Origin of the sequence: Pseudomonas sp. UV AK001 (genome assembly GCF_046097675.1) — a bacterium.
Lineage (GTDB): Bacteria > Pseudomonadota > Gammaproteobacteria > Pseudomonadales > Pseudomonadaceae > Aquipseudomonas > Aquipseudomonas kribbensis.
The window spans coordinates 590,998-610,496 of the sequence record NZ_JBJUVZ010000002.1 but is presented as its reverse complement, the minus strand read 5'-3'; the positions used below and the strand labels follow the sequence as shown (position 1 = coordinate 610,496).

The window sequence follows — 19,499 nt, the reverse complement described above, 5'->3', positions numbered from 1 at the left end:
ACTTGCCTAGACTCAACCCATCGGCTACCCCCCCGCGTTCCGCTTTGTCCTTAAGGCCTTTTGCATGTCTGATCCTCGTTATCAGGTCGATGTCAGTGTCGTTACTCACTACCTGGCAGACCAATCGCAGCCCGAGCACGACCGCTTCGCCTTCGCCTACACCATCACTGTGCAGAACAATGGCGAACAACCGGCCCGACTGATGTCCCGGCATTGGGTGATCACTGATGGCGACGGACATGTCGAAGAAGTGCGCGGAGCCGGCGTGGTCGGCCAGCAGCCCTTGATCGACGCGGGGCAAAGCCACACCTACAGCAGCGGCACGGTCATGACCACCAAGGTCGGCACCATGCAGGGCAGCTATGAAATGGTCGCCAGTGACGGCAAGCATTTCGATGCGATCATCAAACCCTTCCGCCTCGCCGTTCCCGGAGCCCTGCACTAATGGCGACGTATGCCGTCGGCGACCTTCAGGGCTGCCTCGAACCGCTCAAGTGTCTGCTCAGGCAGGTCGCGTTCGACCCGGCAGTGGATCGGCTGTGGCTGGTAGGCGATCTGGTCAACCGTGGTCCGCAATCGCTGGAAACCCTGCGTTTTCTCTACGGCATGCGTGAGTCGCTGGTCTGCGTCCTCGGCAATCACGACCTGCACCTGCTGGCGGCGGCGAAAAACATCGAGCGGATGAAGAAGTCCGACACCCTGCGCGAGATTCTCGAAGCACCGGACTGCGCCGAACTGATGCAGTGGCTGCGTCAACAGAAACTCATGCACTACGACGAGCAACGTGAAGTCGCCATGACCCACGCGGGCATCCCGCCGCAATGGTCGCTGCGCAAGGCCCTGAAGTACGCCGAAGAAGTCGAGACCGCCCTGCGCGACGACAATCTGCTCCCGGCCTTCCTCGACGGCATGTACGGCAATGAGCCGGCGAAATGGGACAGCGAACTCAAAGGCGTGGCGCGCCTGCGGGTCATCACCAACTACTTCACGCGCATGCGCTTCTGCACCGCCGAAGGCAAGCTCGACCTCAAGAGCAAGGAAGGTCTGGACACGGCGCCACCAGGCTACAAACCGTGGTTCCAGCACAAGGAACGCAAGACCCGTGGCCTGCGGATCATTTTCGGCCACTGGGCGGCGCTTGAAGGCGATGTCCACGAGCCAGGCATCTCCGCCCTCGACACCGGTTGTGTGTGGGGTGGCAGCCTGACCCTGATGAACGTCGACAGCTTTGAACGGCTGTCGTGCAAATGCGACGAACACGGCGGTGTTCTGCCTCCCGTCGCACCACCGATCACCGAATCCTCGCCAGTCAGCGCCCCGCGTTAGACTGCGTTTTCAGCCGAGCCACAGGAACCCGCCATGAGCGAATTCAAACGAATCCCCCCGGAACAGGCCCAGGCCCTGCGCGAGCAAGGTGCCGTGGTCGTCGACGTCCGTGACCCAGCCACATTCGCGGCGCTGCATATCAGCGGCTCGAAGCATCTGGACAATCATTCCCTGCATGCCTTCATCCAGGGCGCCGACCTCGATGCCCCGACCGTCGTGGTCTGCTACCACGGCAATTCGAGCCAGGGTGCCGCGGCGTATCTTGTCAGCCAGGGTTTTTCCGACGTCTACAGCATGGACGGCGGCTTCGAGCTGTGGCGTACGACTTTTCCTTCGGAAACCGCGCAAGGCACCTCCGAATAATTTTTTTGTAACGTGCAAGCCCCGGCTCCCGTGGGCTCGCGCGGTGGCAGACGAACGGTCTGCCACAACTAATTACGTATCTCGCCTTTACCTCCCGAATTCCCAACTATCCTTAAGCCCAGGCCATCCAAAACAGGGGAGAGCCGGTACACCGGCGCACGGGTCATCGGGAGTGACTTTCGCGGTTGTCGATCGCGAAAGGGTTCTGGGGGGTAAACAACAGCTGCCATCGCGGCTGCTTGCCAGCATCGACTGAGTGATCCGGCGTCGGCTCCACGTATCGAGCGAGGTGACGTCATGAGTATCTTTAGCCACTTCCAACAACGCTTCGAGTCCACACGCCAGGAAGAATTCTCGCTGCAGGAATACCTGGAACTGTGCAAAAAGGATCGCAGCGCCTACGTTTCCGCCGCCGAGCGTCTGTTGATGGCTATCGGCGAACCGGAGCTGCTCGACACTTCGACCAATTCGAGGCTGTCGCGAATCTTTTCCAACAAGGTGATCCGCCGCTATCCGGCCTTTGAAGACTTCCACGGGATGGAAGAATGCATCGACCAGATCGTGTCGTATTTCCGCCATGCCGCCCAAGGTCTCGAGGAGAAGAAACAGATCCTCTACCTGCTCGGCCCCGTCGGTGGCGGTAAATCGTCCCTGGCCGAGAAGCTGAAACAGCTCATGGAAAAAGTGCCCTTCTATGCCATCAAGGGCTCACCGGTATTCGAATCTCCACTGGGTCTGTTCAACGCCACCGAAGATGGCGCGATCCTCGAAGAGGACTTCGGCATTCCCCGCCGCTACCTGAACACCATCATGTCGCCATGGGCCACCAAGCGCCTTGCCGAATTCGGTGGCGACATCAGCCAGTTCCGCGTGGTCAAGCTGTACCCCTCGATCCTCAACCAGATCGCCGTGGCCAAGACCGAACCGGGCGACGAGAACAACCAGGACATCTCCGCGCTGGTGGGCAAGGTCGATATCCGCAAGCTGGAAGAATTCCCGCAGAACGACGCCGATGCCTACAGCTATTCCGGTGCGCTGTGCCGGGCCAACCAGGGCCTGATGGAATTCGTCGAAATGTTCAAGGCACCGATCAAGGTGCTGCACCCTCTGCTGACCGCCACCCAGGAGGGCAACTACAACAGTACCGAAGGCCTGGGCGCGATTCCGTTCACCGGGATCCTGCTGGCCCACTCCAACGAATCGGAGTGGCACACCTTCCGCAACAACAAGAACAACGAAGCCTTCATCGACCGGATCTACATCGTCAAAGTGCCGTACTGCCTGCGGGTCAGCGACGAAGTGAAGATCTACGACAAGCTGCTGTTCAACAGCTCCCTGGCCAAGGCCCATTGCGCGCCGGACACCCTGAAGATGCTGGCGCAGTTCACCGTTCTGTCGCGTCTGAAAGAACCGGAAAACTCCAACATCTATTCCAAGATGCGTGTGTATGACGGCGAAAACCTCAAGGACACCGATCCGAAGGCCAAGTCGATCCAGGAATACCGCGACGCGGCAGGTGTCGACGAAGGCATGAACGGTCTGTCGACCCGGTTCGCGTTCAAGATCCTGTCCAAGGTCTTCAACTTCGACCCGCACGAAATCGCCGCCAACCCGGTGCACCTGCTCTATGTGCTGGAACAGCAGATCGAACAGGAACAGTTCCAGGCCGAGACCCGCGAGCGCTATCTGCGTTATCTGAAGGAATACCTGGCACCGCGTTATATCGAATTCATCGGCAAGGAGATCCAGACCGCCTACCTCGAGTCTTACAGCGAGTACGGCCAGAACATCTTCGACCGCTACGTGCTGTACGCGGACTTCTGGATTCAGGATCAGGAATACCGCGATCCGGAAACCGGCGAGATCCTCAACCGCGTCGCCCTCAACGAGGAACTGGAAAAAATCGAGAAACCGGCCGGCATCAGCAATCCGAAGGATTTCCGCAACGAAATCGTCAACTTCGTGTTGCGCGCCCGGGCCAACAACAACGGCAAGAACCCGACCTGGCTCAGCTACGAAAAACTGCGGGTGGTCATCGAGAAGAAAATGTTCTCGAACACCGAGGACCTGCTGCCGGTCATCAGCTTCAATGCCAAGGCCAGCAAAGAGGATCAACAGAAACACAACGACTTCGTTACACGAATGGTCGAACGCGGCTACACCGACAAACAGGTACGACTGCTCTCCGAGTGGTATCTGCGGGTCAGAAAATCACAGTAAACCGCGGCCGGTCAGACCGGTTGTCGTCAGCCCGAGGCCTGTGTGCGCATTTTCTGCTACACAGGCCTCTGGAAGGTGTTCGAAAGGCGGTAGCGAGGTTCAGGCAGCACCCAAAGCGCTTGGGGGAGCGTTTGCGTCCCCAGGCATTCGGTTAAACGCTGCATGACCGCCCGCCCTTTGCAGGACAGCTTCTAAGGAGCAGTCATGAGCTATGTGATCGACCGACGTCTCAATGGCAAGAACAAGAGCACGGTGAACCGTCAGCGCTTCCTGCGACGTTACCGTGACCACATCAAGAAGGCTGTCGAAGAGGCGGTCAGCCGGCGCTCCATCACCGACATGGAGCACGGCGAGCAGATCAGCATTCCCGGTCGCGACATCGACGAACCGGTGCTTCACCATGGTCGCGGCGGCAAGCAGACCGTGGTTCATCCCGGCAACAAGGAATTCACCGCCGGCGAACACATCGCCCGCCCACCGGGAGGCGGCGGAGGCCGTGGGCCGGGCAAGGCCGGAAACTCCGGCGAAGGCATGGACGAATTCGTCTTCCAGATCACCCAGGAAGAATTCCTCGAGTTCATGTTCGAGGACCTCGAACTGCCGAACCTGGTCAAGCGCAACCTGACCGGTACCGATACCTTCAAGACTGTTCGCGCCGGGATCAGCAACGAGGGCAACCCGTCCCGGATCAACATCATCCGCACCCTTCGCTCGGCCCATGCCCGACGGATCGCGCTGTCCGGCAGCAGCCGCGCCAAGCTGCGCGAGGCCAAGGAGGAACTGGCCCGCCTGAAACGCGAAGAACCGGACAATTTCGGCGACATTCAAAACCTGGAAGCGGAAATCGAGAAACTCAGCGCGCGCATTCATCGCGTGCCCTTCCTCGACACCTTCGACCTCAAGTACAACCTGCTGATCAAGCAACCCAACCCCAGCTCCAAAGCCGTGATGTTCTGCCTGATGGACGTTTCCGGCTCCATGACCCAGGCGACCAAGGACATCGCCAAGCGCTTTTTCATCCTGTTGTACCTGTTCCTGAAGCGGAACTACGACAAGATCGACGTCGTGTTCATCCGTCACCACACCAGCGCCCGGGAAGTGGACGAGGAAGAGTTTTTCTACTCACGGGAAACCGGCGGCACCATCGTCTCCAGCGCCCTGAAACTGATGCAGGAGATCATGGCCGAGCGCTACCCGAGCAACGAATGGAACATCTACGCCGCCCAGGCCTCCGACGGCGACAACTGGAACGATGACTCGCCGATCTGCCGCGACATCCTGATCAACCAGATCATGCCGTTCGTGCAGTACTACACTTACGTAGAGATCACCCCGCGCGAACATCAGGCCCTGTGGTACGAGTACGAACGCATCGCCGAAGCCTTTTCCGACACTTTTGCCCAGCAGCAGCTGGTCTCGGCCGGAGATATCTATCCGGTCTTCCGTGAACTCTTCCAGCGCAGGTTAGTGACATGACCGCCAAAGAGCAGAAGCGCCAACCCATTTCCACCGGCTCCGAATGGACATTCGAGCTGATCCAGACCTACGACCGCGAAATTGCCCGGATCGCGGCCGGGTACGCCCTGGACACTTATCCCAACCAGATCGAAGTGATCACCGCCGAACAGATGATGGATGCCTACGCCTCGGTCGGCATGCCGCTGGGCTATCACCACTGGTCCTACGGCAAACACTTCCTCAGCACCGAGAAATCCTACAGTCGCGGGCAGATGGGGCTGGCCTACGAGATCGTGATCAACTCCGACCCGTGCATCGCGTATCTGATGGAGGAGAACACCATCTGCATGCAGGCACTGGTGGTGGCCCATGCCTGTTATGGCCACAACAGCTTCTTCAAGGGCAACTACCTGTTCCGCACCTGGACCGACGCCAGCTCGATCATCGATTACCTGGTGTTCGCCAAGCAGTACATCATGCAGTGCGAGGAGCGCCACGGCATCGACGCGGTCGAGGACCTGCTCGACTCCTGCCATGCCTTGATGAACTACGGCGTCGACCGCTACAAACGCCCATACCCAATTTCCGCCGAGGAAGAGCGGCGCCGGCAGAAGGATCGTGAAGAGCATCTGCAGAAACAGATCAACGACCTGTGGCGCACCATTCCCAAAGGCGCGGACAAGTTCAGCGACAAGGACAACGCACGGTTCCCGGCCGAACCCCAGGAAAACATCCTGTACTTCATCGAGAAACACGCACCGCTGCTGGAGCCGTGGCAACGGGAAATCGTGCGCATCGTGCGCAAGATCGCCCAGTATTTCTATCCACAGCGCCAGACCCAGGTGATGAACGAGGGCTGGGCGACTTTCTGGCACTACACGCTGATGAACGACCTTTACGACGAGGGTCTGGTCACCGACGGTTTCATGATGGAGTTCCTGACGTCTCACACCAGCGTGGTGTTCCAGCCGGGTTTCGACAGCCCCTACTACAATGGCATCAACCCTTACGCACTGGGCTTTGCCATGTACCGCGACATCCGGCGCATATGCGAGGAACCGACGGAAGAAGACCGCCGCTGGTTCCCGGAAATCGCCGGCACCGACTGGCTGTCGACCATCAAGTTCGCCATGAGCAGCTTCAAGGATGAGAGTTTCATCCTGCAGTACCTGTCGCCGAAGGTGATCCGCGACCTGAAACTGTTCAGCATCCTCGATGACGACCAGAAAGATGATCTATTGGTGCCCGCCATCCATGACGAGGGCGGCTACCGGATCATCCGCGAGACCCTGGCCGCGCAGTACAACCTCGGCAACCGTGAACCGAACGTGCAGATCTACAGCATCGACCGGCGCGGCGACCGCTCACTGACCCTGCGTCACCAGCAGCACGACCGCAAACCGCTCGGTGACTCCACCGACGAGGTACTCAAGCATCTGCACCGCTTGTGGGGTTTCGACATTCATCTGGAAACCCTGCAGGGCGACCAGATCATGAAAACCCATCATGTACCGCCCCGCAGCGAACACGGCGAGGGGGATTACGGTCGGCTCGATCTGGCCGTCATTCATCTTTGATCCCGTTCTGGCCTCCGAAAGTCCGGCGCAAGGGTTATCCTGTCGGGCCAACGGAGGTTTTTTATGCAGATTTACAAGGTCGGCGGCGCGGTACGTGATCGCCTGCTGGGCAAACCGGTCACCGATATCGATTGGGTGGTGGTCGGCGCCACCGCAGAAGAAATGCTCGCCAAAGGGTTTCGCCCGGTCGGTGCGGATTTCCCTGTGTTTCTTCACCCGAAAAGCGGCGAGGAGTACGCCCTCGCCCGCACCGAACGCAAGAGCGGTCGCGGTTATGGCGGGTTCACCTTTCACGCCAGCCCCGAGGTCACGCTTGAAGAAGATCTGATCCGTCGCGACCTCACGATCAACGCCATGGCCGAGGACGATCAGCAAAACCTGACGGATCCCTATCACGGCCAGCGCGATCTCGAAGACCGGATCCTGCGTCACGTTTCCCCCGCGTTCGCCGAAGATCCCCTGCGAGTCTTGCGTGTTGCCCGCTTCGCGGCTCGTTACGCAGAACTCGGTTTCAAGGTTGCACCCGAGACCCTTGAGTTGATGCGCCAGCTCAGCGAATCCGGTGAACTGGAGGCCCTGACCGCCGAGCGCAGCTGGAAAGAGATTTCCCGCGCACTGATGGAAAGTCAGCCGCAGGTGTTCATTCAGGTACTGCGTGACTGTGGCGCACTGAAAGTGCTGATGCCGGAGGTCGACGCCCTGTTCGGCGTACCGCAACCGGAAGTTCATCACCCGGAAATCGACAGCGGCATTCACACACTGAGCGTGCTTGAGCAAGCCGCCCTGCACCAGCAACCATTGACGGTGCGCTGGGCCTGCCTGCTGCATGATCTCGGCAAGGGCCTGACCCCGGAAGAGGAATGGCCGCGGCATATCGCCCACGAGCACAAGGGCCTGAAGCTGATCAAAGCAGTCAACGAACGCTTCAAGGCACCGAAGGACTGCCAGGAACTGGCCCTGTTGGTTGGTCAGTACCACACCCACGGCCATCGCGCCCTGGAACTGAAGGCTTCTACCTTGCTGGAATTGCTGCAGAGCTTTGACGTTTATCGCCGACCACAGCGTTTCGAAGAATTTATCGTCGCATGCGAGATGGATGCCCGAGGCCGCAAAGGACTTGAGCAGCGCAGTTATCCACAGGCCGATTACCTGCGCGGTGCAGCCAGCGCTGCTCGGGGCGTTGCGGTACAGCCGCTGCTGGAGAAAGGTTTCAAGGGCCCGGAACTGGGCGAAGCGCTCAAGCGCGAACGGCTCAAGGCGTTGAAGGCTTACAAGGAATCAGCGTCGTCCTGAGAACACCTGACGCCATCGCGAACCGGTCGCGATGGCGTCAGTCAGTTCAACAGATCTGGAGGCGTGAGCTGAATACCGCGCCATTCAAACCCGACCGGTGCCAGCACCTGATCGATCTGCGTCTCGGACCACAGCGTGGCAAAGCTTTTTCCCACACCTGGATGCACCCGATCCGGCGCGATCAGCGACAACGGCCACAACACGAAGGCATTTTTCAGAATCTCGGCCCGGGGCAGGATCAGCCCGTCGAAATTGCCTGCCAGCTCGCCATACAACAGGACGTCGATGTCCAGCGGCAATCCCTTGCGATCCGGGGCATAACGGCCGTTATCCGCCTCGATGAATTTCAGCCGTCGATCCAGCTCCATCAGCGGCAGATCGGTGTAGGCCGACACCACGAAATTGAAGAACGGGCCGCTCTTGATCCCCACCGGCTGGCTTTCGAACACCGCCGAACAGCGGATATCCACCAGAAAACCGGCCAAGGCATCCAGACCGGCTCGCAAATGAGTTTCGCGCTCGATATTGCTACCGAGCCCGAGGTAGACCTGAGTCAGCGACATCCGCGCTCGATCTCCACACCCACGCCACCCTTGGCGGCCGGAACCGCGCCGGGCTTGGTCAGCTTCAGGCGCACCCAGGTGATCTTGAATTCGGCCATCAGCACTTCGACCAGACGCTCGGCAAAGGTCTCGACCAGCTGGAACTGTGCCTGCTCGGCAAAGGCCTGGATCCGCGTGGAAACACTGGCGTAATCGAGTGCCAGGGTCAGGTCGTCACCGGCGGCGGCCGGGCGATTGTCCCAGGCGAAGCTCAGATCAAGACGCAAGCACTGTCGGATGCCGCGCTCCCAGTCGTAGGCACCGATCACGGTGTCGACTTCCAGGCCCTCGATAAACACTCTGTCCAAGCACTTCTCTCCGCTGCACGACAAGGGCGCAATGCGCCGTTAGAATCAGGGCGTCCTCGCCCGGAATAGTTAGCATGTTTTGGTTACTGGCGATTCTCGCCTACCTGCTCGGCTCGCTGTCCTTCGCCATTTTGCTCAGCCGCCTGACCGGAAATCCGGATCCGCGAATGAGTGGCTCGGGTAATGCCGGTGCCACCAACATGCTGCGCCTGGCCGGTCGCAAACTCGCGATTCTGACCCTGCTGGGTGATCTGTGCAAAGGCCTGCTGCCGGTGCTGATCGCCTCGGCGGCAGGCCTTTCGCTGCAGGATCAGGCATGGATCGGCGTCTGCGCCGTGATCGGTCACCTGTTCCCGCTGTACTTCCGCTTCCGCGGCGGCAAGGGTGTCGCCACGGCGGCCGGCATGCTGCTGGGCCTGTATCCGCCCGCCGCACTGCTGGCGGTGTGCGCCTGGCTGCTGACGTTCTACCTGACCCGCACCAGCTCGCTGGCAGCATTGATCGCCACGCCCCTGACCCTGCCATTGCTGGCCTGGCAGGAACCGGAAGCGCTGTTGCCGATGAGCACGCTCACTCTGCTGATCGTATGGCGCCACCGAGGCAATCTACGCGACCTGTTTGCCGGGCGCGAACGGCATTTTTAAATACCGTACGTGAGCACCGTTCATCACAGCGCCGACAACTGCTCCATCGGCCAGCGCGCCTGCACGCTGATCGCCAGGCTTTCCTGCTGACCGGCCTGCAGACGCTGGCAACCGGCAAACGCAATCATCGCGCCATTGTCGGTGCAGAACTCGGGACGGGCATAGAACACATCACCCTTCATGTCGCCGAGCATTTTCTCCAGAGAAACCCGCAATGCCTTGTTGGCGCTGACGCCACCGGCGATCACCAGACGCTTCATGCCGGCCTGCTTCAACGCACGCTTGCACTTGATGGTCAAAGTCTCCACCACGGCCTGCTGGAACGCCAGCGCGATGTCGCAACGGGCTTGCTCGCTGTCGTCCCCGGCGCTGACGCACTGCTGCCAGGTGTTGAGAGCAAAAGTCTTCAAGCCGCTGAAGCTGAAATCCAGGCCCGGGCGATCGCACATCGGACGCGGAAAGGTGAAACGTCCTGCAACGCCCTTCTCCGCCAATTTGGCGATTTCCGGTCCGCCCGGATAATTGAGGCCCATCATCTTCGCAGTCTTGTCGAAGGCTTCGCCTGCGGCGTCATCGAGCGTTTCGCCCAGCAGGCTGTATTGGCCGATACCATCGACCTGAACCAGCTGCGTATGACCACCGGAGACCAACAAAGCGACGAACGGAAACTCCGGCGGTTTTGGCTCCAGCATCGGCGCCAGCAGGTGGCCTTCCATGTGGTGCACACCGAGGGCCGGAATGCCCCAGGCAAACGCCAGCGCCTGGGCGCAGGAAGCACCCACCAGCAAAGCGCCGACCAGGCCAGGACCTGCGGTGTAGGCGATGGCGTCGATCTCGGTCGGCACGCAGTCAGCCTCGGCCAGCACCTGACGGATCAAGGGCAGCATGCGCTTGACGTGATCGCGGGAGGCAAGCTCCGGCACCACACCGCCGTAGACGCGGTGCAGGTCGATCTGGCTGAACAGTGCGTCGGCCAGCAGGCCCCGCTCACTGTCGTATAAAGCGACGCCGGTTTCGTCGCAGGAAGTTTCTAATCCCAGTACTAGCATGGGTTTGCGCCTTGTTTAGGCTGAATTCGAAGGCGCGCATAATAGTCGCCACTGGATGCCCCGACCAGCGGTTTTCGATCAGAGGCTTTGCATTCCGAGCGTTGAGGGGTTAACATCCGCAACCCTTAAAAACCGACGTCTTCAAGTGCTCTTTTGCCGCGAGGATGTTGACCCCGGTAATGAATGAAGGTAGCTCTGGATGCCAGCCGTCAAAGTTAAAGAGAACGAACCCTTCGACGTAGCTCTGCGTCGTTTCAAGCGCTCCTGCGAAAAAGCCGGTGTACTGGCTGAAGTTCGTAGCCGCGAATTTTACGAGAAGCCAACTTCCGAGCGTAAGCGCAAGGCAGCAGCCGCTGTTAAGCGTCACGCCAAGAAAGTTCAGCGCGAACAGCGCCGCGCCGTTCGTCTGTACTAATACACAGACGATCGTAGCAAGCTTCTGCCAAGCCCGGCCCTCAGCCGGGCTAATGGCATTTGCGTAAAACGCTTGATGCTTCACCGTCGAAGCCGCACACGCGACCGAGACAAATCCGCTTCACCGCGTCAGGCCTGGCTCTTTTGCCAGCGGTGCACGTCTTTTCTGACGAGCCTTTCAAGGCTACTGACGAGCACACCCACTGATTCCTCTTACGACGATCAGCCCAAGGCACCTGCTTGCGTGCCCGCTTCATGAGCTATCCGAGGCCTCAACCGGCCGTCAGCGGATTCAGCGCAACACTTTCATAAAGTCGAAGACTGATAGGTACTAACGTCAGTGGATTTTCGGCAGATACACTTCCCGACAGCGATTACGCAGACGACACCGGTCGAGCCGCACTCTTCGTGCGCTTTCAAGCATGACCCGCGTCCGGCCGCCCATCGCATCGGACTCATTACAGCGCAGACGACGAGAACGCCATGGCCGGGCTGATTCCCCAGAGCTTCATTGACGACCTGCTGAACCGCACCGACATCGTCGACGTGGTCAGCTCGCGCGTGCAACTGAAGAAGGCCGGCAAGAACTACACCGCCTGCTGCCCGTTCCATAAAGAGAAAACCCCGTCGTTCAGCGTAAGCCCCGACAAGCAGTTCTATTACTGCTTCGGTTGCGGCGCCGGCGGTAACGCGCTCGGTTTTCTCATGGATCACGACAACCTGGACTTTCCCCAGGCAGTCGAGGACCTGGCCAAAGCCGCCGGCATGGAAGTGCCCCGCGAAGAAGGTGGCCGCTCGCACAAACCGCGACAGCCGACCGATTCGCCGCTTTATCCACTGCTGACTGCCGCTGCGGACTTTTACCGCCAGGCGCTCAAGAGCCACCCGTCACGCAAGGCTGCCGTGGATTACCTAAAGGGCCGCGGACTGACAGGTGAAATTGCCCGGGACTTCGGCCTCGGCTTCGCCCCGCCAGGCTGGGACAATCTGTTCAAGCACCTGAGCAGCGACACCCTGCAGCAGAAAGCAATGATCGACGCCGGCCTGCTGATCGAGAACGCCGAAACCGGCAAGCGCTATGACCGCTTCCGCGATCGCGTGATGTTTCCGATCCGCGACACCCGGGGGCGCATTATCGCCTTCGGCGGTCGGGTCCTCGGCGACGACAAGCCGAAATACCTGAACTCACCGGAAACCCCGGTATTCCATAAAGGCCAGGAACTCTACGGCCTCTACGAAGCCCGCAAGAACAACCGCAACCTCGACGAAATCATCGTCGTCGAGGGCTACATGGACGTTATCGCCCTGGCCCAGCAGGGGCTGCGCAATGCCGTTGCAACACTGGGCACGGCCACCAGCGAAGAGCACCTGAAGCGCCTTTTTCGCGTCGTGCCGAACGTGCTGTTCTGCTTCGACGGCGACCAGGCCGGCCGCAACGCCGCATGGCGCGCACTGGAAGCCACGCTGAGCAGCCTGCAGGACGGTCGCCGCGCACGCTTCCTGTTCCTCCCCGAGGGCGAGGACCCGGACACCTTGATCCGCGCCGAAGGCACCGACGCCTTCCGCGCGCGGATCAATCAGCACGCGCAGCCACTGGCAGATTATTTCTTCCAGCAACTGACCGAAGAAGCCGACCCTCGCTCGCTCGAAGGCAAGGCGCACATGGCGACGCTTGCCGCGCCGTTGATCGATAAAGTACCAGGGGCAAACCTGCGAATCCTGATGCGTCAGCGCCTGACCGAAATCACCGGCCTGAGCAGCGAGACCGTCAGTCAGCTGGCCCAGAGCGCACCGCAGGAAGCGCCGCCCGCCTACGATCCGGGCATCGACTACGACGCGATGCCGGACTTCAGCGACTACCATCAGCCGCAGGCACAGGATATGTATGTGCCGCAGCAGGAATGGACGCCGAAGAAACCCGGTGCCGGCGGCAAGAAATGGGACAAAAAGCCCTGGGACAAGAACGGCAAGCGTGGCGGTGATCGCGATCAACCGCGCGCCCCTAGAGTGCCGGCTCCCGTCGAGCCACCGATCATGGCTGCCCTGCGAACAGTGATCCATCACCCGCAACTGGCGCTGAAGGTCGAGACGGCCAGCCATTTTGCGGACGAAGACAATACCAACACTCAGCTGCTGGTGGCCTCACTGGAAGCCGTGCAAAAGAATCCTCAGCTAAACTCTTTTCAGTTGATCTCGCGATGGCATGGCACCGAACAAGGTCGATTGCTGACCCGCCTGGCAGAAAAGGAGTGGTTGATCAACGGAGAAAACCTTGAACAACAGTTTTTCGACACCATAACTAGCTTGTCAGCCCGCCAGCGCGAGCGAAAGCTGGAACAACTTCTCAGGAAATCACGTCAAAGCGATCTGAGCACCGAAGAAAAATCTTTGCTGCTCGAATTGCTCAAACGGGATGTTCCTGCATCAAACCCGACCTCAACTGGCGCGTGAGGTCATAGCTCAGGTATAATCCTCGGCTTGTTTTTTGCCCGCCAAGACCTTCAGTGGATAGGGTGTTATGTCCGGAAAAGCGCAACAGCAGTCTCGTATTATTGAGTTGATCAAACTGGGTCGTGAGCAGAAGTATCTGACTTACGCCGAGGTCAACGACCACCTGCCCGAGGATATTTCAGATCCGGAGCAGGTGGAAGACATCATCCGCATGATTAACGACATGGGGATCCCCGTACACGAGAGTGCTCCGGATGCGGACGCCCTTATGTTGGCCGACGCCGATACCGACGAGGCCGCTGCGGAAGAAGCAGCCGCCGCGTTGGCAGCGGTCGAGACCGATATCGGTCGCACCACTGACCCAGTGCGCATGTACATGCGTGAAATGGGTACGGTCGAGCTTCTGACTCGTGAAGGCGAAATCGAAATCGCCAAGCGTATCGAAGAGGGCATCCGTGAGGTGATGAGCGCAATCGCGCACTTCCCCGGCACGGTTGACCATATTCTCTCCGAATACACTCGGGTCACCACCGAAGGCGGTCGCCTGTCCGACGTCCTGAGCGGTTACATCGACCCGGACGACGGCATTACGCCGCCGGCTGCCGAAGTGCCACCGCCGATCGACGCGAAAGCCGCGAAAGCGGACGACGATTCCGAGGACGATGACGGCGAAGCTTCCGATGACGAAGAAGAAGCCGAAAGCGGTCCGGATCCGGTCATTGCTGCCCAGCGTTTCGGCGCCGTGGCCGACCAGATGGAAATCACCCGCAAGGCCCTGAAAAAGCACGGTCGTCACAACAAGGCAGCGGTTGCCGAGTTGCTGGCCCTTGCCGATCTGTTCATGCCGATCAAACTGGTGCCGAAGCAATTCGAAGCCCTGGTCGAGCGCGTTCGCAGTGCCCTGGATCGTCTGCGTCAGCAAGAGCGCGCGATCATGCAGCTGTGCGTACGTGATGCACGTATGCCGCGTGCCGATTTCCTGCGGCAGTTCCCGGGCAACGAAGTCGACGAAAGCTGGTCCGACGCTCTGGCCAAAGGCAAGAGCAAGTACGCCGAAGCCATCGGCCGCGTGCAACCGGACATCATCCGTTGCCAGCAGAAGCTGACCGCACTGGAAACCGAGACCGGTCTGACCATCGCCGAGATCAAGGACATCAACCGTCGCATGTCGATCGGTGAGGCGAAAGCCCGCCGCGCGAAGAAAGAGATGGTTGAAGCGAACCTGCGTCTGGTGATCTCCATCGCCAAGAAGTACACCAACCGTGGCCTGCAATTCCTCGACCTGATCCAGGAAGGCAACATCGGTCTGATGAAAGCGGTGGACAAGTTCGAATACCGTCGTGGTTACAAGTTCTCGACCTATGCCACCTGGTGGATCCGTCAGGCGATCACTCGCTCGATCGCCGACCAGGCTCGCACCATCCGTATTCCGGTGCACATGATCGAGACGATCAACAAGCTCAACCGTATTTCCCGGCAGATGCTGCAGGAAATGGGTCGCGAACCGACCCCGGAAGAGCTGGGTGAACGCATGGAAATGCCTGAGGACAAGATCCGCAAGGTATTGAAGATCGCCAAAGAGCCGATCTCCATGGAGACCCCGATCGGTGATGACGAAGACTCTCATCTGGGTGACTTCATCGAAGACTCGACCATGCAGTCGCCAATCGATGTCGCCACTGTCGAGAGCCTGAAAGAAGCGACCCGCGAAGTGCTGTCCGGCCTCACTGCCCGTGAAGCCAAGGTACTGCGCATGCGTTTCGGTATCGACATGAACACCGACCATACGCTCGAAGAAGTCGGCAAACAGTTTGACGTGACCCGTGAGCGGATCCGTCAGATCGAAGCCAAGGCGCTGCGCAAGCTGCGCCACCCGACGCGAAGCGAACACCTGCGTTCGTTCCTCGACGAGTAATACCAGAACCCCCGGCCCAGGCCGGGGGTTTTGTTTATATGGCAGATTAAATACCTAGCTCCGCCCTCTCCCGCGCACAGCCCGTCTACACTCGAAACATTCCCCCGAGCCATAACGAGACCGTTATGCCCAGACTGGCGTCCGTGCTTTTTTTGCTGTCACTGATGATCTGGACCGCAACGGCTGACGCGCTGACTCTGACCGACGAAGAACGTAGCTGGCTGGCGGCTCACCCGGATTTACGCCTGGGTGTCGATGCTTCGTGGCCGCCCTTCGAGTTTCGCGATGACCAGAACCGCTATCAGGGCCTGGCCGCGGACTATATCGACGTGATCCGCCAACGCCTGGCCATCAAACTTACGCCCATCGAACCCTCGAGCTGGACAGCCGTGCTCGAACAGGCCAAAAACGGTACGATCGATCTGCTGCCAGGCATCATGTCCACCCCTGAGCGCCAGAATTACCTGGCCTTCACCCGCCCCTACCTGGACTTTCCGATCGTCATCCTCGCCCACGTCGGCGGCCCGCAACCGCGCAAGATCGAGGATTTGTACGGGCTGAAGATCGCCGTCGTCGAAAACTATGCTCCCCATGAGCTGTTGCGCACCCATCATCCCGATCTGAATCTGGTGGCCATGCCCAATGTCAGTTCGGCGTTGCAGGCCCTGGCGACCGATGAGGTGGACGCGGTGGTCGGCGATCTCGCCTCCAGTGTCTGGAGCCTGCGCCAGCTCAAGCTCGACGGGTTGTATGTCAGTGGCGAAACCCCTTATCGCTATCAATTGGCAATGGGGGTTCCCCGAGACAGCAAAATGCTGGTGGGCATTCTGGACAAAGTTCTGGCCGACATGTCCCCGGAGCAGATCAGCAGCATCCAGGAACACTGGGTGGGCAACGTCCTCGATCATCGGACATTCTGGTCTGATCTGCTGGTCTACGGATTACCCGGCCTGCTATTGCTGGTGATCATCCTGGCAGTGGTGATCCGCATCAACCGCCGCTTGAGCTCGGAAATCGCCCGGCGCATCGACCTCGAACAGGAACTGCGCAGCAGCGAATACCACTATCGCGGACTGGTGGAGAGCCTGTCGGCCATTGCCTGGGAAGCACGAATCAGCGACTTCACCTACAGCTACGTGTCGCCCCACGCCGAAGACCTGCTGGGTTATCCACTGTCGCACTGGCTGATCCCGGGCTTCTGGCGCAACATCATCCACCCCGCCGACCTGACCCGCGCACAGAGTTTCTGCGATCACGAAGTCCTCGCCGGGCGCGATCACAGCCTCGACTATCGAGTGATCACCGCTGATGGCCGGTGCCTGTGGGTGCGCGACATCGTCAGCCTGATCGAGCACGGCCACGAGCCGGTGATGCGCGGCCTGATGATCGATATCAGTGAAACCAAGCGTACGGAGGAAGCCCTGCGCCTGTCGGAGCAGAAGTTCGCCTCAGTGTTCCAGCAATGCCCGGACATCCTGGTGATTGCGCGTCTGTCCGACGGCTGTCTGCTGGAGGTCAACGAAGCCTTTGAGGAACAGATCGGGCTCAAAGCCGAAGATGTCATCGGCCAGACCGCCACCGAGCTCAACATCTGGGGCATTCCCGGCGTTGGCCCCGGCCTGCTGCAACGCTTGCAGGCCGGCAGCATTCGCAACCTGGAGATGCCCTTTCGTCGTAGCAACGGCCAGGTGTTCACCGGGCTGATTTCCGCCGAACCGTTCGAGCTCGACACGACACCGGCGCTGGTCGTGGTGGTGCGCGATATTACCCAGCTCAAGGAAACCCAACAGCAGTTGCAAACCTCCGAAGAAAAGTTCGCCAAGGCCTTCCACGCCTCGCCGGACGGCCTGTTGCTGTCACGCCAGAGCGATGGCCTGCTGCTGGAGGTCAACGAAGGTTTCAGCCGCATCACCGGTTTCAACAGCGCCATGTCGGTGGACCGTTCGGCACTGGATCTGGGGATCTGGGTCAACCTCAACGAACGCAAACAAATGCTCGACCTGCTGCACCGTGACGGTTTCGTTCGCGACTTCACCTGCCACATCCGCCGCAGCGACGGGCAAATTCGCCTGTGCGAAGTGTCCAGCCGTCCGTTGCCGATCGGCGATGACGACTGCATGTTGACCATCGCTCGCGACATCACCGAACGCCACCTGATGCAGGAAAAACTGCAACAGGCCGCGACGGTGTTCGAGAGCACCGCCGAAGGCGTACTGATCACCGATACGCAACAGCACATCAGTGCCGTGAACCGCGCCTTTACCGAAATCACCGGTTACAGCGAAAGCGAGGCGCTGGGCCATACCCCGCGCCTGCTGGCTTCCGGCCTGCACGACAGCGCGTTCTATGCAGCGATGTGGCATCAATTGACTGACGAAGGCCACTGGCAGGGCGAAATTTCCAACCGGCGCAAGAATGGTGAGTTGTACCCGAGCTGGCTGACCATCAGTGCCGTACGCAACCGCGACCGGTTCATCACTCACTTCGTCGCGGTGTTTGCCGATATCTCCAGCCTCAAGCACGCCCAGGCCAAACTCGATTATCAGGCTCACCATGACCCACTGACCGGCCTGCCGAATCGCACACTGTTCGAAAGTCGCCTGCTGACGGCACTGAACGGCCAGCAAGAGAACGGCGGTCTGGGCGCGGTGCTGTTCCTCGACCTTGACCGCTTCAAGCACATCAACGACAGCCTCGGCCACCCGGTTGGCGACCTGCTGCTCAAGGGCATCGCCGTGCGCCTCAAGGAACAGTTACGCGATATCGATACCGTGGCGCGACTGGGTGGCGACGAATTCATCATCCTGCTGCCGGGGCTGCAACAGGCCGGTGATGCCGACAACATCGCCACCAAACTGCTGAATTGCTTCGGCGCACCGTTTCAGGCCGGCGAGCACGAGTTTTTCATCAGTGCCAGCATCGGCACCAGCCTCTATCCCCGTGACGGCTGTGACGTCGCCACTCTGATCAAGAACGCCGACGCGGCGATGTACCGTTCCAAGGCCAAGGGTCGCAACCGCGTCGAAAGCTACACCCGCGACCTCACCGCCCAGGCCAGCGAACGTGTGGCGCTGGAACATGAACTGCGCCGGGCCATCGAGCGCGAAGAGCTGTACCTCTACTACCAGCCGAAAATCAGCCTCGACGATCACAGCCTGGTCGGGGCTGAAGCCCTGATCCGCTGGCGCCACCCGACCTTCGGCGAGGTGCCTCCGGAGCATTTCATACCGCTGGCGGAAGAGAACGGGATGATTCTGCAAATCGGCGACTGGGTGCTGGAAACCGCCTGCCGGCAGATGTTCGAGTGGAGCCAGATCTACGAATCCCTGGGCCCGCTCTCGGTCAACCTTGCCGGCGCACAATTGCGTCAGCCAAACCTGCTGGGACGCATCGAACAACTGCTCAAGGACAACCGCCTGAGACCGGATTTACTGCAACTGGAAATTACCGAAAACTTCATCATGAGCCAGGCCGAAGAGGCGCTGGCCGTGTTGCACCAGCTCAAACACCTCGGCGTGCAACTGGCCATCGACGACTTCGGCACCGGTTACTCCTCGCTGAGTTACCTCAAACGCCTGCCGCTGGACATCCTCAAGATCGACCAGTCTTTCGTCCGTGGTCTGCCCGACGACCCCCACGACGCGGCGATTGTCCGCGCCATCATCGCCCTGGGCCGCAGCATGCAATTCACCGTGATCGCCGAAGGCGTGGAAACCCAGGCCCAACAACAATTCCTCGCCGCCGAAGGCTGCGAGCAGATCCAGGGCTACATCGTCAGCCTGCCGCTGCCACCCGAGGAATTCGCCGCGACGTTTCTTCGCATAGCCGTATCAGATTTTTCGGATAGCACAGCCGAGAAACCGTCGCTATAATCCGCGG

General features: G+C 59.9%; 15 protein-coding genes. 12 read left to right on the top strand and 3 right to left on the bottom strand.

Annotated elements, in window-relative coordinates; genetic code table 11:
- Positions 1–64 precede the first annotated feature (64 nt).
- The 7 genes from apaG (at position 65) to ACKLNA_RS10800 (ending at position 8,237) form a co-directional block, all read left to right on the top strand.
- The gene (gene apaG, locus ACKLNA_RS10830; RefSeq protein WP_085709218.1) at positions 65–445 is read left to right on the top strand and encodes a Co2+/Mg2+ efflux protein ApaG; all 381 of its coding nucleotides are present in this window, start codon (positions 65–67) and stop codon (positions 443–445) included.
- The gene (locus tag ACKLNA_RS10825) at positions 445–1,326 is read left to right on the top strand and encodes a symmetrical bis(5'-nucleosyl)-tetraphosphatase (RefSeq protein WP_408985843.1); all 882 of its coding nucleotides are present in this window, start codon (positions 445–447) and stop codon (positions 1,324–1,326) included. The genes apaG and ACKLNA_RS10825 overlap by 1 nt, the downstream gene beginning before the upstream one ends.
- 33 nt (positions 1,327–1,359) lie before the next feature.
- Complete coding sequence (gene glpE, locus ACKLNA_RS10820; protein WP_007959911.1) at positions 1,360–1,689, top strand: thiosulfate sulfurtransferase GlpE; 330 nt, start codon at positions 1,360–1,362, stop codon at positions 1,687–1,689.
- Positions 1,690–1,986: 297 nt separating this feature from the next.
- Positions 1,987–3,909, top strand: a complete 1,923-nt coding sequence (locus tag ACKLNA_RS10815; protein ID WP_011336211.1) for a PrkA family serine protein kinase — start codon at positions 1,987–1,989, stop codon at positions 3,907–3,909.
- Between the two features lie 204 nt (positions 3,910–4,113).
- Complete coding sequence (locus ACKLNA_RS10810; RefSeq protein ID WP_085709216.1) at positions 4,114–5,385, top strand: YeaH/YhbH family protein; 1,272 nt, start codon at positions 4,114–4,116, stop codon at positions 5,383–5,385.
- Complete coding sequence (locus ACKLNA_RS10805) at positions 5,382–6,944, top strand: SpoVR family protein (RefSeq protein ID WP_408985842.1); 1,563 nt, start codon at positions 5,382–5,384, stop codon at positions 6,942–6,944. The genes ACKLNA_RS10810 and ACKLNA_RS10805 overlap by 4 nt, the downstream gene beginning before the upstream one ends.
- Positions 6,945–7,007: 63 nt before the next feature.
- Positions 7,008–8,237: a multifunctional CCA addition/repair protein gene (locus ACKLNA_RS10800; RefSeq protein WP_408985841.1), complete on the top strand. Its 1,230-nt coding sequence runs from the start codon at positions 7,008–7,010 to the stop codon at positions 8,235–8,237.
- A 41-nt stretch (positions 8,238–8,278) separates the two neighbouring features.
- On the opposite strand, the gene folK is transcribed toward ACKLNA_RS10800, so the two are convergent.
- A complete protein-coding gene (gene folK, locus ACKLNA_RS10795; protein WP_408985840.1) occupies positions 8,279–8,800 on the bottom strand; it encodes a 2-amino-4-hydroxy-6-hydroxymethyldihydropteridine diphosphokinase in 522 nt (173 codons plus the stop codon).
- Positions 8,791–9,147 carry a dihydroneopterin aldolase gene (folB, locus tag ACKLNA_RS10790; protein WP_016772885.1) on the bottom strand — a complete coding sequence of 119 codons (357 nt, stop codon included), beginning with the start codon at positions 9,145–9,147 and terminating at the stop codon, positions 8,791–8,793. Before folB ends, folK begins: the two co-directional genes overlap by 10 nt.
- 74 nt (positions 9,148–9,221) lie before the next feature.
- Between folB and plsY the strand changes: the two genes are divergently transcribed.
- Positions 9,222–9,791 carry a glycerol-3-phosphate 1-O-acyltransferase PlsY gene (gene plsY / locus ACKLNA_RS10785; RefSeq protein WP_085709211.1) on the top strand — a complete coding sequence of 190 codons (570 nt, stop codon included), beginning with the start codon at positions 9,222–9,224 and terminating at the stop codon, positions 9,789–9,791.
- Between the two features lie 23 nt (positions 9,792–9,814).
- Here the strand turns inward: plsY and tsaD are convergent, their stop codons facing one another.
- Positions 9,815–10,840 carry a tRNA (adenosine(37)-N6)-threonylcarbamoyltransferase complex transferase subunit TsaD gene (gene tsaD, locus ACKLNA_RS10780; protein ID WP_039768071.1) on the bottom strand — a complete coding sequence of 342 codons (1,026 nt, stop codon included), beginning with the start codon at positions 10,838–10,840 and terminating at the stop codon, positions 9,815–9,817.
- Between the two features lie 199 nt (positions 10,841–11,039).
- On the opposite strand from tsaD, the gene rpsU reads away from it, so the two are divergent.
- From rpsU to ACKLNA_RS10760, 4 genes are all read left to right on the top strand, one after another.
- On the top strand, positions 11,040–11,255 hold the full coding sequence (rpsU, locus tag ACKLNA_RS10775; protein WP_002551877.1) for a 30S ribosomal protein S21: 216 nt from the start codon (positions 11,040–11,042) through the stop codon (positions 11,253–11,255).
- Positions 11,256–11,737: 482 nt separating this feature from the next.
- Positions 11,738–13,705 carry a DNA primase gene (dnaG, locus tag ACKLNA_RS10770; RefSeq protein ID WP_408985839.1) on the top strand — a complete coding sequence of 656 codons (1,968 nt, stop codon included), beginning with the start codon at positions 11,738–11,740 and terminating at the stop codon, positions 13,703–13,705.
- 67 nt (positions 13,706–13,772) lie between these two features.
- Entirely contained in the window at positions 13,773–15,620 is a 1,848-nt protein-coding gene (gene rpoD, locus ACKLNA_RS10765; protein ID WP_408985838.1) for an RNA polymerase sigma factor RpoD, read from the top strand.
- A gap of 125 nt (positions 15,621–15,745) precedes the next feature.
- Positions 15,746–19,492, top strand: coding sequence for a bifunctional diguanylate cyclase/phosphodiesterase (locus tag ACKLNA_RS10760; RefSeq protein WP_408985837.1), 3,747 nt, complete (start codon positions 15,746–15,748; stop codon positions 19,490–19,492).
- Positions 19,493–19,499: the final 7 nt, after the last annotated feature.